Source organism: Neolewinella lacunae, from assembly GCF_014349155.1.
GTDB classification, from domain to species: Bacteria; Bacteroidota; Bacteroidia; order Chitinophagales; family Saprospiraceae; genus Neolewinella; species Neolewinella lacunae.
Genome location: NZ_JACSIT010000114.1, coordinates 1 through 14,959, shown reverse-complemented (window position 1 = coordinate 14,959; position 14,959 = coordinate 1). Strand labels below are relative to the sequence as shown.

At 41.0% G+C, this 14,959-nt stretch carries 15 protein-coding genes; 13 read left to right on the top strand and 2 right to left on the bottom strand.

The features are described from left to right. Positions 1-168: 168 nt before the first annotated feature. Positions 169-1,233, bottom strand: coding sequence for a DDE-type integrase/transposase/recombinase (locus tag H9S92_RS12280; protein WP_187465330.1), 1,065 nt, complete (start codon positions 1,231-1,233; stop codon positions 169-171). 47 nt (positions 1,234-1,280) lie between these two features. After that, positions 1,281-1,571: a transposase gene (locus tag H9S92_RS12275; RefSeq protein WP_187466967.1), complete on the bottom strand. Its 291-nt coding sequence runs from the start codon at positions 1,569-1,571 to the stop codon at positions 1,281-1,283. A gap of 107 nt (positions 1,572-1,678) precedes the next feature. Between H9S92_RS12275 and H9S92_RS12270 the strand changes: the two genes are divergently transcribed. From H9S92_RS12270 to H9S92_RS12210, 13 genes are all read left to right on the top strand, one after another. After that, positions 1,679-2,317, top strand: coding sequence for a hypothetical protein (locus H9S92_RS12270; RefSeq protein ID WP_187467006.1), 639 nt, complete (start codon positions 1,679-1,681; stop codon positions 2,315-2,317). A 342-nt stretch (positions 2,318-2,659) separates the two neighbouring features. Next, the gene (locus H9S92_RS12265; protein ID WP_187467005.1) at positions 2,660-3,316 is read left to right on the top strand and encodes a hypothetical protein; all 657 of its coding nucleotides are present in this window, start codon (positions 2,660-2,662) and stop codon (positions 3,314-3,316) included. Positions 3,317-3,828: 512 nt separating this feature from the next. After that, positions 3,829-4,125, top strand: a complete 297-nt coding sequence (locus H9S92_RS12260) for a nucleotidyltransferase family protein (protein WP_187467004.1) — start codon at positions 3,829-3,831, stop codon at positions 4,123-4,125. Further along, positions 4,118-4,474: a HepT-like ribonuclease domain-containing protein gene (locus H9S92_RS12255; protein ID WP_187467003.1), complete on the top strand. Its 357-nt coding sequence runs from the start codon at positions 4,118-4,120 to the stop codon at positions 4,472-4,474. The genes H9S92_RS12260 and H9S92_RS12255 overlap by 8 nt, the downstream gene beginning before the upstream one ends. 180 nt (positions 4,475-4,654) lie before the next feature. Then, positions 4,655-6,118, top strand: coding sequence for a hypothetical protein (locus tag H9S92_RS12250; RefSeq protein ID WP_187467002.1), 1,464 nt, complete (start codon positions 4,655-4,657; stop codon positions 6,116-6,118). Between the two features lie 66 nt (positions 6,119-6,184). Further along, a complete protein-coding gene (locus H9S92_RS12245; RefSeq protein ID WP_187467001.1) occupies positions 6,185-6,709 on the top strand; it encodes a transposase in 525 nt (174 codons plus the stop codon). A gap of 82 nt (positions 6,710-6,791) precedes the next feature. Continuing rightward, complete coding sequence (locus tag H9S92_RS12240; RefSeq protein WP_187467000.1) at positions 6,792-7,379, top strand: DUF1877 family protein; 588 nt, start codon at positions 6,792-6,794, stop codon at positions 7,377-7,379. A 298-nt stretch (positions 7,380-7,677) separates the two neighbouring features. Further along, the gene (locus tag H9S92_RS12235) at positions 7,678-7,968 is read left to right on the top strand and encodes a hypothetical protein (RefSeq protein ID WP_187466999.1); all 291 of its coding nucleotides are present in this window, start codon (positions 7,678-7,680) and stop codon (positions 7,966-7,968) included. 32 nt (positions 7,969-8,000) lie between these two features. Next, positions 8,001-8,501 (top strand): hypothetical protein, encoded by a 501-nt coding sequence (locus H9S92_RS12230; protein WP_187466998.1) that lies wholly within the window; start codon positions 8,001-8,003, stop codon positions 8,499-8,501. Positions 8,502-8,740: 239 nt separating this feature from the next. After that, complete coding sequence (locus tag H9S92_RS12225; protein WP_222936077.1) at positions 8,741-9,919, top strand: aminoglycoside phosphotransferase family protein; 1,179 nt, start codon at positions 8,741-8,743, stop codon at positions 9,917-9,919. Between the two features lie 177 nt (positions 9,920-10,096). Further along, the gene (locus tag H9S92_RS12220) at positions 10,097-11,317 is read left to right on the top strand and encodes a serine hydrolase domain-containing protein (protein WP_222936076.1); all 1,221 of its coding nucleotides are present in this window, start codon (positions 10,097-10,099) and stop codon (positions 11,315-11,317) included. A 440-nt stretch (positions 11,318-11,757) separates the two neighbouring features. Next, positions 11,758-13,152, top strand: a complete 1,395-nt coding sequence (locus H9S92_RS12215; protein WP_187466995.1) for a serine hydrolase domain-containing protein — start codon at positions 11,758-11,760, stop codon at positions 13,150-13,152. A gap of 666 nt (positions 13,153-13,818) precedes the next feature. Beyond that, positions 13,819-14,913, top strand: coding sequence for an IS110 family RNA-guided transposase (locus H9S92_RS12210; RefSeq protein WP_187465678.1), 1,095 nt, complete (start codon positions 13,819-13,821; stop codon positions 14,911-14,913). Positions 14,914-14,959: the final 46 nt, after the last annotated feature.

Genomic DNA, 14,959 nt, shown 5'->3' with positions numbered 1-14,959 from the left:
TGGTTTGCCCCCCTATTAATCGGACTTTTCTACAGTTCCGTTGAAAGTTGGTTGGTAAAGGTAATAAATTTTGGTTTTTGCCCCTGGTTTGCCCCCCTATTAATCGGACTTTTCTACAGTTCCGTTGAAAGTTGGTCGGTAAAGGTAATAAATTTTGGTTTTTGCCCCTCAGAGCGGGACCATTTTTTGCTGTTTAGGGGCTTCTGCCTTCGGCTTGCTTCGCCCTTCCGTTTCCTGTTTACAGTGCGTATCCCCGGCTTCGCTACTAATCAGCCCTAGCTCGTTCTTGATCAGATAGCGCGGTATCTTCAAGCCGAAGATCAGCTTTTCACGTTTCCCCTTCCGACTCGTGACCAGGCCCGCCTCGTAAGCTTGCCAAAACACCTGTGGTGGGAGCATCGCCGTGGCGGAGTTTACCCGGCTATTGTTATAGTTTTCGTAGAACAGCACCAGGCGCTGCTCCAGCTGTTCGAGGGTCGCAAAGCGATCATACTTTAGAGCCTGTGAGATAATCGAGTGAAAGCTTTCGACATGGCCGTTTTCTTGTGGTGTGTACGGATGGGTAAATACCTGACCGAGATGGTTGTCGGCCATGAACTCCCGCAGTCGGGTGGCTAAGAACTGCGGGCCATTATCGCTGCGTACTTCCACGTGGATGTCCTTACTTAGTAGATCTGCCGGCTGTAGGTGATTGATAATGACTTCCTCCCAAGCCTTGGCCACCGTCGCCCACTTCATCGAGTACCCTACTTCGTAGGCAAGGGCTACGCGGGTGAATGTGTCGATGATCGTCAACACAAAGGCATGGCGACGATACTCCTCTACCCAGAACATCTTGATGTCCATTTCCAGCAATGTCAACGGGCGATCCGGACGGGCGCAACGCTGACTGACGTAAGGGCCTCGTTCACTTCGTCGACGCTCCAGTAACTGATCATAGTCCTTCATCAAACGGTACACTTTCTTGGCGTTGATGCGGTAACCTTCGAGTTGTAATTGAGCCGTCATCCGCTTGTATCCGCAACGCAGATCGTCGTCCTCTTGGATCGTTTTGATCTTGGTGACGATCTCGGAATTTGGCCGCTGATGAATCTGTCCCTCACCATCGTAGTAAGACGTGTGGGTGGAAGCAGGAGCGCCCGAACGAACGTGGCCTTCAGTTTCACTGCAAGGGCGATGGTAATACTGATGGCGCGTCATGGCAAAAGCATCCAAAGCTAATTTGAGGGGCAAGCCCTCTTGATTGAAACGCTTGATGGCATGACGCTTGTCGTCCGGGCTTAGGTTTTTTTTTCCCGGGCCTCTTTGAGCGCACGGATGAGTAGTTCCTTTTCGGCCACAAGTTCCTTGAGTTGCCGATTCTCCTTCTCCAACTGCTGGAGCTGGCGGATTTGCTGGGAACGAACGCGTTTCCCAAAGTGCTCCTCTCCCTGTTCTGCAAGTTGCCTCTTCCAGTTGTAGTAAGTAGCAGGATAGACGTCGTGCTTGTCCAAGGTGACTTTGAGGCCCTGCGAAGCAGCCTCCTTGATGATGGCGAGCTTTTGCTCGGTGGTAAATTTACGTTTTGCCATGGTGAAAATTACAGTTTTTGAACTGTAATCGAGTCCGGGCAATTAGGGGGCCGAAACATCAGCCCTATGCGAAAGTATAGGTGCTGAGCATTCTAAATGCCAGAAAAATGATAAAACAGGTAATTCTTTCTATTTTATTTTCCTTTTGCTGTAGTTATATCCTATGCCAAAACACATTAGAGGAATTGAGGTCTGAAAGAGTAGATATATCTAATGAAATTAATAGGTTAAAGGAGCAACTTGAATCAAGCGAAGCTCGATTAAAGCAAATTGATAGTCAGATTGGTCGATTAGAACTTGATAGTCTTAAATCAACGGCTTTGAAAATATCAATAGGCGAGAAAGAGCCATATCTGTTAGCGAATGAATATTCCCAGATAGGAAAACTTGAGAAAAACGAAGAACTTACAATTATCAGTTATGCTCCTGATATTGAGCGAATAAAAGTATATTCTCCATCATTAGATACGATTGGTTATGTGGTAAAGCAAGTTTTTATTGGAAGTCAAATTGTAAATGAATTCATTAAGCAGCCTGAGAATATAGAATATCATAAACCGCAAACCGAGAACTCATCAATTCAAACAGGAAGTAGATCGCAATCTCGTCCGACTACAGATTCCTCAACAAGCAGCCAAAGAAGAACAAGCACATATCGAACCTATTATCGAGGCCCTAGAGGTGGATGTTACTATATAAATAGTAGTGGAAATAAAATATATGTTGATAAATCGAAATGCAATTGAATCTATTGAATGCAGCCAACACAGGCTACAACGTCCATGCTCCTAACGTCGCACGGCGTGTAGCCAAAACGTTAGCCACCATCCCTCCCTCAATCCTAAGGAACAAGCCCCGGCACAAGCTACAGCCCGAATCTCCCCCAAGACCCAGCAGCCTTCCGCTGGAAAAGTAAGGCCCAAAGCGTGATTGGCGACAGTTTTGCGCCGGAAGATTTGGATGGGCGGAGGGGATGGCATAGATTTGGCCAGTGTCTAACAACGGCTATGCGGCAACCCTTCCATTCGGTCGGGTGTGCGTATAGCCTGGGCGTTACCTGCAAGCTTAAAGACGACACAACAGAGAATATGACACCAGAAGAATTTGTAAGGAATTTTTATTTAGAACGTAAAACACTTGTCGACTTATATTTAAGTGCCGACAATGAGACTGACGTTTCTAAGCTAATTGGTGACTTGCAGCTTGACAAAGAAAAAACTGAAAGACTTCGACAAATATTAAACGGAACTCTAAGAGACGCTTTCTATACAACTTTGTTAGGACTAGACGGGGAAGCACAAATTGGAGAACGACAAGAAACATATAAAATTGAAGATGAAAATGGCAACGAATTGACAGGTGGCGAAATTGAAAGTTATGCTTGGGAATATTTTCACAACAACAAATTTGAGTTTGACAATTCCGGTGCAGACTTTATTGCAACATTGTCATATAAGACTACTGAACAAGGTGGACGAAAGACAGCAGCCAAAACAGGTTATAGACCACACGTGAAATTTGACTTTGACGAAATGCAAACTTCAGGACAACAAACCTTTATTGACAGAGAACTTGTTTTCCCTGGTGACACAGTTGAAGCTGAAATAAAAATTCTCTCAGTTGACCATTTCGCAAATCGACTGACAGAGAAAATGCAATTTGAATTTAGAGAAGGTGCGACAGTTATTGGAACAGGAATTATTAAACGAATCATTAATGACAAACTCAAAAAAGCCAGCAGGTAACAGCACATTTGCAATAGGCGGGGTTTCGTGCCCCAAAGACAGTTTTGTTGTAGCCGAAAGTTTAGTGCTCCGTATCATGTTCAGTGGTAAAAATCCCGCCCATCGCAAATCTGCAAAACGTTAGCCACCAGCGCCCCCTCCAACGGAAGGAACGAGCCAAGGCAGAAGCCGCTTCCTGAATCTCAGTCTGCGGCTGGTCACAGTTGAAAAATTAAGGTCTAAAGCATCATGGGGGTGATGATTTTGCGCCGAAAGATTTGGATGCGATGAGGGGAAGGCATAGATTTGGCCAGTGTCTAACAATGGCTATGCGGCAACCCTCCTCCTCCAAGGCATCAGCAGACTTGTGCGAACACCGGGGCAAGTGTGTGAGTTTTTATTTATCTTCATGGTCTCGATTTCAGTCACACTGAGGTTGAGGGGACGCATAAGGATGGAGTGTAGTTACCCCAAAAGTACTGCTTCCCTACTTTTCACAAATCCTTGGTTGTTTTACTATAAATTCTGAAATTATGTTAACAAAAGAAACAGTCAAACGCCGAATTCAACAGAACAAAAGCAAAATTGCCAATTTGGGTATTGACCTTATTGGTCTTTTTGGCTCTTACGCAAGAGAAGAACAAAGGGAAGATAGTGATATTGACATTTTCATTTCCTTTAAAGAAGGACACGAAACATTTAACAACTTCATGGACTTATCCTATCTGCTCGAAGATATATTTCAAGGGGTAAAGGTAGAAATAGTAACCCAAAATGGGTTAAGCGCATACATTGGACCAAAAATTTTAAAAGAAGTAGAATATGTCTAAATCACCACTTGATTATTTGCGCCACATTTTGGATGAATGCGATTATGTCGTTTCTGTTATTACCGAGGATACGGTCAAAGATGACTTGCTTGACGATGAGACATTAAAACGGGCTGTTGTCAGGAGCTTAGAGATAATAGGGGAAGCCACAAAAAAAATACCTGATGATTTCAAAGCCAATTGGTCAGGAATATCATGGAGAAATATGGCAGGAATGAGAGACAAACTCATCCATGATTATATGGGAGTCAATTATTCAATTGTTTGGGACGTAGTTAAAAATATCATTCCTGTTCTGAAAAAGCAAATTGAAGAAATAATTACAGCAGAAGATGAAAACGCTCGCTAACAAAGTTCAAAACGGCAATAGGCCCTAAGCGGGTGAACTACATTTGCACAAATCGTTATCCACCATCACCCCCTCACTCGTAAGGAACTACCCTCGGCACAAGTTGCTCCCCAAATCTCCCCCAAGACCCAGCAGCTTTCCGCTGGAGAAGTAAGGGCCAAAGCATGACTGGCCATAGTTTTGCGCCGGAAGATTTGGATGGGCGGAGGGGAAGGTATAGATTTGGCTGGTTACTCACAACGGGGCAATGCGACAGCCCCTTCCATTCGGTTGGGGGCGCGTAGCCTGGGGGTTTGGTGCAAAAAGATGCAAATGATTGATGCTTTGAGCAATAATCTTTATCACGAAATAAATAAGTTAATTTTACTTCTTTTTTCCTATAATTTAATGCATAAAATGTGTAAAGTACTTGATTCAAGAGAGTTCTCATTTAGAAAACTAAGGATTATGAGTTTTTTATGGGGGATTTCTATAGCATCAATATTTTTTAGTTGTAACAATAGTATCAGCGGAAGCCGGTGGGTTACTTCTAAATTAAGTAAAGATGTAAGTCTAAATAAAAAGGATGAATTAGGTATTAGATTAGATAGTACAAAAGTTCATCCCTATCTGAATCAAATATCAGCATTTAAGAACTATAGAAAATTAGTAGAATCAGATATAAGGCAGCAGATGAATTTTCAAGACTTCATCAGTGAAAAGAGTAGTCTTTTTTATACTAACAAAAATGCGATTTTATTATTAGCAGATAATAATAATAGTGCTACCATAGATTTAGAAAATAGAGTAATTACATTTTATTACCCTAATGATACTATAGAAATAGAAATAAAAGAAAACAAACTATATGCAGATGATATTTATAGCCTTTCTGCAGTGCTAAATTCAAAGACCAAAGATATAGTTTTATATCATAGAGAAAGAAACGAATTAGCTATATTTTATGATGGAGATTTTAAAGTAATTGATAAGTTAGAGGGCGTAATTCCAACCTCTTCTAGTATTCTTAATATGGATGATCATGTGATTTTTTCTGATAATTATTCGCAGGAAAGTAAAAATTTATATATTTATTCAAAGGAAAGTCAAAAAGTAGAAACATTAGAATATTTTTCTGATAGAATAACAATGTTAAACAATGATGTGGACAAAAGATTTTTTACTGTTAACCTTGGGTGTGAAATAAAATTATATTCAAATGAATTGAATTTGGTTTCTAGTTTTGCCACAGGATGTTATAGTTTGGCTGGATTTAGAGGGATTTCTTCAGCGATACAGGATTCTGTAGGGACTATACTAATACCTTCCATAAAAGATCTGCTTATTTATGATTTTGCAAAGAAGAAATATTCAATTATCACTGTAGATGGTTTTGAAATTTCAGATGGTATACTTCTAGACGAAGACACGGTTGTATTTGGAGTTTGGAAGTCTTATTCATATGAAGAGCAAAAAGAAATGACCATCAAAAAGGATTTAAAGGAATCATACATAATTCAATACTCAATAAAGGATAACAAGTATACTTTATTGATGGAAGACTGTGGAATATCATTATTTGGTTATTTTGATGGTAAATCATTAAAATGTGAGCTTCAGAATGATAATTTCCTAAGAGATCAAATTCAGTTCACTATAGACTAAGCTTATATTGTTTCGGCCCCCTAATTGCCCGGACTCGATTACAGTTCAAAAACTGTAATTTCCACCATGGCAAAACGTAAATTAGCTGCGCTGCTGCCTCCGGCGGTTACCACCGAGCAAAAGCTCGCCATCATCAAGGAGGCTGCTTCGCAGGGCCTCAAAGTGACCTTGGACAAGCACGACGTCTATCCTGCTACTTACTACAACTGGAAGAGGCAACTTGCAGAACAGGGAGAGGAGCACTTTGGGAAACGCGTTCGTTCCCAGCAAATCCGCCAGCTCCAGCAATTGGAGAAGGAGAATCGGCAACTCAAGGAACTTGTGGCCGAAAAGGAACTACTCGCTGGCCTGGTAGCCAGTCGGAAGGTGAAACGTGAAAAGCTGATCTTCGGCTTGACGGTACCGCGCAATCTGATCAAGAGCAAGCTAGGGCTGCTCAGTAGCGAAGCTGGGGATACGCACTACAACCAGGAAACGGAAGGGCGAAGTAAGCCGAAGGCAGAAGCCCCAAGCAGCAAAAAGTGGTCCTTCTCTGAGGGGCAAACACCAAAATTTATTACCTTTACCAACCAACTTTCAACGGAACTGTAGACAAAGTCAGATTAATAGGGGGGCAAACTAAAAGCTGATCACGTCGTTTAGCCGAGATTGTTGTAGAACGTAAGAAATAAAAATGGGATTAGATTTGTCAATGACTGCCGTACCGATTGAGATGAAGAATATTTTTTCTAAAGTAATCGAAAAAAGGGAATCTGAATACCCGAGTATTATTTTCTCTTTGCCAAGAGCATTTAAAACTGATTTTTGTGATTTTGGACATCCTGATTGGATTGAATTTAAAAAGGATGCTCAAATGTTATTGGAGTATTATCCCAATAAACAATTTGACAATAAATATTACTTTGACTCTAATAGGACATATGATGCTTTAGATTATCTTATCTCAAAAAAAATAAACGACTATAATTATACTTTTTTTGGTGACGGTATCGAGTTTAAAGAATCTTTAGGGGTGCAAGGTCGAACTCTAAAATATTGGGACATAAAAATTTTAAGAAGAAAATCAAAATTGGTTGAAAAAATAGAGTCTGGTGATTTAATGAAACACTATGACTTTGAGAAAATGGAAAAACTTGGAGTATATAAGATAAGTCAAATCAATTGTCACAAAGAAAATGTCGAAGAAGTATTCATCAATTTAAAATCCTTTTTAAGTGAAGCTATTCAATTAAACGGGTATGTATTAATAATTAAAGATTAAACGCTCTACAACAAAGGCTATGATGTCCATGCTCCTAACGTGGTTTGCCCTCCCATCAATCGTAAGCAACCATCCCATGTATAAGTCCCTCCCCAAACCTTAGCCAGGCCTCGGAACTCTGAAATAAAGAAAAGCAAGACCCAAAGCGTGCCTAGCCATAGTTTTGCGCCGGAAGATTTGGATGGGCGGAGGGGAAGGTATAGATTTGGCTTGTGCCTAACAACGGCTGTGCGGCAAATCCTCCCATTGTGGCGGGGGGCGGAAAGCCTAGGCGTTAGCCGCACTTAAAAATAGAAAAATGAAATCATTCTTAAGTATTTTTATTTTCATTAATTCCATTCAGTCTATTCAATCTCAAGTTTATGCTGATAGTATAAGTTATGGACTAGAAATGGCTAATGCTTTGAGTTATGTTGACTCATATGATTATTTTGTTAGCTTAGAAAAAAGAATTCCTATAGGTGATAGTAATCGTCTCATAGCTGTAGAAATAATAATTGAGCTTTCGACCGAAATAGAAGAATATTTTAGACTAAGAGAAGAGTATAATGAGTCACTAATTTATTCTGAAAAATATCTGAACTTTTAGAAAAGGAGAAAGAAAATTTTGACGATAATTATATGCGCAAGCTTCCATTTAGTCTAAAAAATCAAATAGTTTCAAATTTTGGATTAAAAAATTATACTGCGGCAGATTCATTAAGAAATGCACTATATGATTTATACAGAAATGAAAGCCTTCCAGATGGTATTGATGAGTTTTTTAATTATGATTTTTTCAAAATTGATTCACTTAATATTTGGGGATACGAATGGTTTGAGGAGTTGCCAAGTGATAGATTTAGCTCATCATTCACAAAAATAGTCTACTATGTCTATAGTACTGATGATGAAGGTAATGATAAGGATCAACTTTATAGGCTACATGTTTTAATGTATCACGGTAATTCGGATAAGTTTGACTATGTTCTTACCAAGAGACTAGAGACTGCCACTAATGAAATTTCGGGAACGCTCTGGTGCTACACTTACAAAGATAAAATTGATTTGGAGAAACTCAAAATGGACGTAATGAAAGTTATTAATGGAGAACTAAATCCTTGCCTATCTGAAAAGGAATAAAGTGTGCCTTTTAATTTTAGACTATTACTATTCATTAAATAAACATCGTGATGTATTTAAATTAAATGATGCATCTAATAATGCGCCACCAACAACCGTTATCGCGGCTGACGTTGGCGCTCACGTTAGCCACCGGCGCCACCGCAATCGTGAGACGAGCCTGGGCACAAATTACTACCCAAATCTCAGTCAGTCCCCAGCAGCTTTCTGCTGGAGAAGTAAAGGCCAGAGGGTGATCCATGATAGTTTTGCGCCGGAAGATTTGGATGGGTAGAAGGGAAGGCATAGATTTGGCTAGCGCTTTGCCCCCACTTACTCAAACGCGGTACCGACGTGCGCTACATCCAAGAGCTGCGGGACCACACAGACGTCAAGACCACCCTGCGCTACACCCACGTTCCGATCAGCACCTGCGCAGCCTCGTCAGTCCCCTTGATGACCTGGCGGCGGGGAAACGCGCAAGTGAGATATGGGATTGTTGCGGAGGTAAGGTATCCACCAGCAACCAGACAATAAAAAGATCAAGAATGAAGAAAATAGTGAATGAAATAATAAAATCAGAATTAAACGAAGAAGTAGAAGCTGTTTCACAAATTGTTGATTTAGGGTCCGTAAATAATGTTTATGATGTCAAATGTAAAGGAGGAGCCTATATTTTAAGAATTAATAAAGATGAAAATAAGGAATTTGAATTTTGGAAAGAAAAATGGTGTATTGAAAAAGTAACTATTCTAGGTGTACCAAGTCCAAAAATATTGAAGGTCGGAATGAAAGGAAAATTTCCTTTTATGATTCTAAGTAAAATAGAGGGAACAAATGGAAGCAAGTGTTCTACAGAACAAAATTTATTAATTTGGGAAAGGTTGGGTCAATTTGCGCGTAAATTCCACAGTATTAATAAAATTGAAGAACTTCATATTACAACTGATGAATTTCATACAAACTGGAAAAGTAAACTTGAATATAACATAGGTGAACTGTCAGAAAAGGATTCTTTGCTAAAAAGAAATGCCTTCAATATTTCTGAACAAGAAAAGGTAAAGAGCATTTTAATAAAACTAAAGGATAAAGAATTTAATGAAGGACTCGTTCATGGAGATTTGTGCCCAAGAAATGTTATTTACAACAATCAACTTGTCTATTTATTGGATTGGGGCACTTCTGGAATCAATATCGTTCCACATACAGAAATTGGAATTATACTAATAGAGAATAAATTAGAGGAAAAAGAATTTGACTCATTTTTAAAAGGGATGGGAATACAACCTGTTGAATATCAGAAAATAGAAGAAGAAACTATACAGTTAAACCTCCTGCATCGATTGGATAAATATAGATGGGCAGATGGAAGGGAATTTGTAGAAATTGATGAATATATCTCAAAACTCAGAATTGCTTATGAAAAATTGATGAATTAATAAACTGCTGCTGACAAAAGCTGCCACGGCCATGGCGGCTAAACGCCTCTACATTGTGTAACTCGACGTTAGCCACCAGCAGCCCCTCAATCACAAGAAACGACCCTCAGCATAAGTGGCTTTCCGAATCTCCCCCAAGCCCCAGCAGCTTTCCGCTGGAGAAGCAAGGCCCAAAGCATGATCCGCCGTAGTTTTGAGCCGGAAGATTTGGATGGGTGGAGGGGAAGGCATAGATTTGGCCTGTGCCTAACAACGGCTATGCGGCAACCCTCCCATTCGGTCGGGTGTGCGCATAGGTTGGGCGTTGTTTGTAATTTTAAAAAGAGAAAAATGAGCAAAATAATTATAATAGGCTTACTAGTAATCTTACAGAATGGTGTATTCAGCCAAAACTTAGTTACACTTGACGGCCTATTGGAAATCCATCACAGAGACGGATTTAATGGAAATGTTCTCTATTCAAGAAATGATAGCATAATCTTTAAAGGTAACTACGGCTTTTCAAACATTGAAAAGCAAATACCTTTAATTGATGAATCCATTTTTGACCTTGCTTCTCTTTCCAAACAATTCACAGCTCTGTGCATTGTTCAACTCATTGAGAAAGGTAAATTATCATATTCAACCAAAATTGATAGTATTTGGAATGCCTTACCATACAGAGATATCACAATTGAGCATTTGCTAAGACATCAATCAGGGCTTCCAGACTATATGGATTTGATTAGTAAGAAAAAATATTGGAGTAAAAGTACAATACCTTTGAACAGCGATATTATTGAAATATTGAGCAAAAACACTATTCCTTTAGAATTTTATCCTGGAACTAAAAGTGTGTACAGTAATACGGGCTATGCGGTACTTGCGTCCGTCATCGAGAAAGTTAGTGGTATGAAATTCGAAGAATATCTTGAAGTAAACATTTTCAACCCTCTTGAAATGAATGATTCTAGGGTTGTAAGACGCATTTACAAACAGGACACTGACCCAAAAATCACAACGGGGTACTACAGAAAAGGCAAAAGAAACAAACCCAATTATCTGTACGATAAAAGAATGAAACTATACGATGGAATTGTCGGTGACGGTATGATTCATTCAACAATATTGGATTTAATAAAATGGAAAAAGGCTTTAAAAAACAACAGCCTTATTTCGCAGGACAGTAAAGAGAAAATGTTCTCGGGCGATAGTATTTCGAAGTCAACAGGTTTTGGTTTTGGAATTCAAATCTCTGAAAAATTAGGCAAGTATGTACTGCATACAGGTTCTTGGCAAGGCTACGTAAATTTTTTATTGTATATATTGGATACTGATGAATTTGTAGTAATCCTTTCCAATAATGAATATGAAGAATATGGTGAATTGAATACACTTTTACTTAAGTACGGTAGATAAAAACTACAAACAACCTCACCTATACGCAAGCAGGGTTTTCGTGCTTCGTAGGACAGGAAAGTGCTAAATTTGAAGTTGAGTTCTTCGTAGTAGGTTCAGTAGTTAAAATCCCTGCCTGCGTATAGCTGAGAACCGCCGTTAGCCACTAGCACCCCATCCAATCATAAGGAACCAGCCTAAACACAAGTAGCTCTGAATCTCCCCCAAGCCCCAGCAGCTTTCCGCTGTAGAAGCAAGGCCCAAAGCATGATCCGCCGTAGTTTTGAGCCGGAAGATTTGGATGGGTGGAGGGGAAGGCATAGATTTGGTCAGTTTCTAACACCGGCGATGCGGCAACCCCTTCCAGTCGATCGGGGGAGGGGCATAGCAAGGACGTTGTGTGAAATTCAACCAAAACAACACACCCTACTATTTTGGTTTTAAATTTCAGACACTTATAAATGAGCATAATTAATAAATTATATAAAGTATTACCAATTGGTATAGTTTGTCGCTTAATTTTTTGCTTGCCCATCCAGGCTCAATCCATCGATTCAGTTATGGTTAATGGTCTGGTAAAGTGGTCAAACGACTCGATAATTCATTTTCCAGATAAGGTTATCATTAAATCAAAGTATGACCCAGCCCTCATCAAGTTTGTAAAAGTCGATTCTACGGGGAATTATAAACTGCTATTACCTGTTGGAGACTATGTAGTTACCCCTTATAGTAAGTATCACTGGCGTAGGGACTGGGATCAAGGCTTTATTAGAATAGATGAGACTTCTTCGAAAGCACTTTTCAACCTTGATTCTACTGTCCGTCAGAACCATCATACTCTTGTGCTTGACACGCTCATCCTGCACTCGACAATGCCAAAAGAGGGTGTTATTTTTAATTTAGATAGTACAGGCATAAGTATGTTGGATGAATTCATACTTCAAAACCTGGATCACTATCAGGTCCCCGGAGCTTCTCTCGCCATCATTAAGAACGGACAAGTAGTATATTCTAAAGCTTATGGCGTTGTAAACCCGATTACAAAAGAAGGTGTAAGCGAGTCTACTATATTTGAATTCGGTTCTATTACTAAACCAGTTTTTTCCTTCGTTGTACTGCGGTTGGTTGAGAAAGGTGTTATTGATTTAGACAAACCCTTATACCAATACTTGCCATTTCCTGATGTGGAACACGATAGCCGTTACAAGCTAATTACTGCACGTCACGTATTGAGCCATCAAACAGGTTTTCCAAACTGGGCAGAAAGAAATGAAAAAGGCGAATTTGACTTGCTATTCACTCCCGGCACGCAATTTGGCTATTCCGGTGAAGGTTTTGAATATCTTAAAAGAGTTCTTGTACACTTAGCTAACAAGGATATTGAAACTATTCTTGAAGAAGAATTAATACGGCCTTTAGGGCTAAGCAACTTTTATTTTAAAACGAATGAATATGTAAGAAAAAATATTGCCGACGGATTTTACAGAGGTGCTCCATCAAGGTCGGGTTTTAAAGAACCGAACATGGCGGCTAGTTTAATGACGAACCCTCTTGACTTTGCCAAATTTGCCATAGCAATAAGAAATAAAGTCGGATTGTCTCCAAAAACGTATGATGAAATTTTTAGAAAACACATTGTAATAAACGAATCTCTTTCCCGCGGGATGGGTTTTGAATTAAGAAAGGACAATATTGGAGAATCCTATGGACATACTGGCATTACGAGGGATTTTGTTTCTTTTTTTAGATACTACCCTGAGAGTGACGTAGGATTTGTTTTTACCGCAAATAATATTACGGGGGGTTGGTTAAGCTTGGTCACCTTAAAAGAATTTTTGATTACTGGAAAAAAATAAAGCACTACACACAACATGTTGTATTAGCAGTGCCCAAGGGATAGGGAAATATCAAGGGGTTTGGCCCGCTCAAACTCTGTCGCATCTAGGCAAGAAATTATCACGCACTCTGCCATTTCTCAAATAATTTTTCGTTATCAGCAATTAGATGACTTGATCGCTGCCTCATCGGTTAGGCAGCGGATGGGTACAATTGGTCAACTGGGTAGCGAATCCTTACCTGCAAATTCCAAGCTCACCCTTTTCGAATGAGGTTGAAAGTTTACTCTTTCCCTCTATTTGCTGGATGCCTTAAGGGTTTGCCCGGCAGCACCTTGACAAGAGAAAAGTCGGGACGCCCGCAGGTCCTCCGCCGCAAAGTTTTACAGTGGAACCTGAGTTGGTTAGTGGGCGTAGGACGCTTGTACGTTTGCAGTAGGGTCGTTATCGCTTGGTCGCTCTAAGCAAAAATAACTACTTTACTTCTAGCCGAATGCAGTTCATCGGACGCTAAGACGGTCTTTACAGATCAGTTACTCCCGTAGGTTGTACGCTTCGGTTAGAAGGCTTTTAGAGTCACGATAGCACTTAATCCAGTAGCTGCTTTTGCCACTAGGAACTGTAAAGATTACAAGGCTGGACGACGGAAGTTCTTCGATCATTTTTTCACTTCCTCAATCTTCTTTTATGCAACTCATAGCCTACAGTATTGGAGCTGACATCGCCTGCGAGACTTTCGAGGCCGTAATCCAGAAAGTGTACGCTAACCGCACTTCGGAAATCGTCACTAAACGGAGCTTCAATAACACTCGTGGGGGGCACACCCAGTTCGTCAAATGGGTGGGTAAAAACGCCCCTGATCGGTCCTTAGTGCACGTGGTGATGGAAGCCACTGGACGCTACTACGAGGACCTGGCTTACGTTCTGTTCAATGCTCAATACCGCCTGAGTGTGGTGCTGCCCAACAAGATCAAGAACTTCGCCCGTAGCCTTAACGAATACTCCAAGAATGACCCCTTGGATGCGCGCATTATCGCCACTTACGGGGCCATGTACAATCCCAAGGCGTGGCAACCAATGAGTCCGTTGATGCGCGAATTGCGCGAGCTATCCCGTGAGCGTCAGTCACTTATGGGTATCCTTACCCAGGCTAGAAATCGCCTACACGCACTGACCAGTAGCAAATGCCCGCGCCTGGACACGGTCAAGCGACTCAAAGAACAGATCAAATTTTTCACCCGCCAGATCGACCAAATCGAAGGAGAAATGGACGAGTTGCGGGATGGGGACGAAGCGCTGCAAATCAACCACGCGCTACTGTGCTCCATCCCCTTTGTGGGTTCCGTCACGGCCTATACGCTCTTGGCCGAAACGGACGGATTCGCGCTCTTTGAGAACCGCGAACAACTCATTAAGTATGCCGGTCTAGATATCATCGAAAACCAGTCTGGGAGTTCGGTTCGGGGCAAGACGAGGATCTCGGGCCGAGGCAACGCTAGAATCCGTTCGGCACCTTACATGGGCCTGGCGGCGGTCGGTAATCACGATAGCGTGTTCGGAGAGACCTACCGCAGGGCAATCGACAAGGGAATGGCCAAAAAACAGGCACGCACCGCAACAGTACGTCAGGTACTTAAGGTAGCGTTTGGAGTGGTGAAGTCAGGGCAGCCATACTGCGAGGATACCCACCGGAACCGGGCGGGTAAAAGGGTAGGCGAGCCATCGAGCTCGCCTACGGTGACTGAGCCGAGAAAACAGCCCGTCCTTGAACCTCAAAACTAGCAAAAACTTTCAAAAAAGCTTGGTTTTTAACATAGCACCTACGGGG

Bases quoted from the DNA above. Each gene is read 5' to 3' on its own strand.
- H9S92_RS12225 (WP_222936077.1), top strand. From the start codon at position 8,741: ATGATAGTTTTGCGCCGGAAGATTTGGATGGGTAGAAGGGAAGGCATA.
- H9S92_RS12235 (WP_187466999.1), top strand. From the start codon at position 7,678: ATGAAATCATTCTTAAGTATTTTTATTTTCATTAATTCCATTCAGTCT.
- H9S92_RS12255 (WP_187467003.1), top strand. From the start codon at position 4,118: ATGTCTAAATCACCACTTGATTATTTGCGCCACATTTTGGATGAATGC.
- H9S92_RS12270 (WP_187467006.1), top strand. From the start codon at position 1,679: ATGATAAAACAGGTAATTCTTTCTATTTTATTTTCCTTTTGCTGTAGT.
- H9S92_RS12240 (WP_187467000.1), top strand. From the start codon at position 6,792: ATGGGATTAGATTTGTCAATGACTGCCGTACCGATTGAGATGAAGAAT.
- H9S92_RS12245 (WP_187467001.1), top strand. From the start codon at position 6,185: ATGGCAAAACGTAAATTAGCTGCGCTGCTGCCTCCGGCGGTTACCACC.
- H9S92_RS12275 (WP_187466967.1), bottom strand. From the start codon at position 1,571: ATGGCAAAACGTAAATTTACCACCGAGCAAAAGCTCGCCATCATCAAG.
- H9S92_RS12215 (WP_187466995.1), top strand. From the start codon at position 11,758: ATGAGCATAATTAATAAATTATATAAAGTATTACCAATTGGTATAGTT.
- H9S92_RS12260 (WP_187467004.1), top strand. From the start codon at position 3,829: ATGTTAACAAAAGAAACAGTCAAACGCCGAATTCAACAGAACAAAAGC.
- H9S92_RS12220 (WP_222936076.1), top strand. From the start codon at position 10,097: ATGATCCGCCGTAGTTTTGAGCCGGAAGATTTGGATGGGTGGAGGGGA.
- H9S92_RS12230 (WP_187466998.1), top strand. From the start codon at position 8,001: ATGCGCAAGCTTCCATTTAGTCTAAAAAATCAAATAGTTTCAAATTTT.
- H9S92_RS12265 (WP_187467005.1), top strand. From the start codon at position 2,660: ATGACACCAGAAGAATTTGTAAGGAATTTTTATTTAGAACGTAAAACA.
- H9S92_RS12210 (WP_187465678.1), top strand. From the start codon at position 13,819: ATGCAACTCATAGCCTACAGTATTGGAGCTGACATCGCCTGCGAGACT.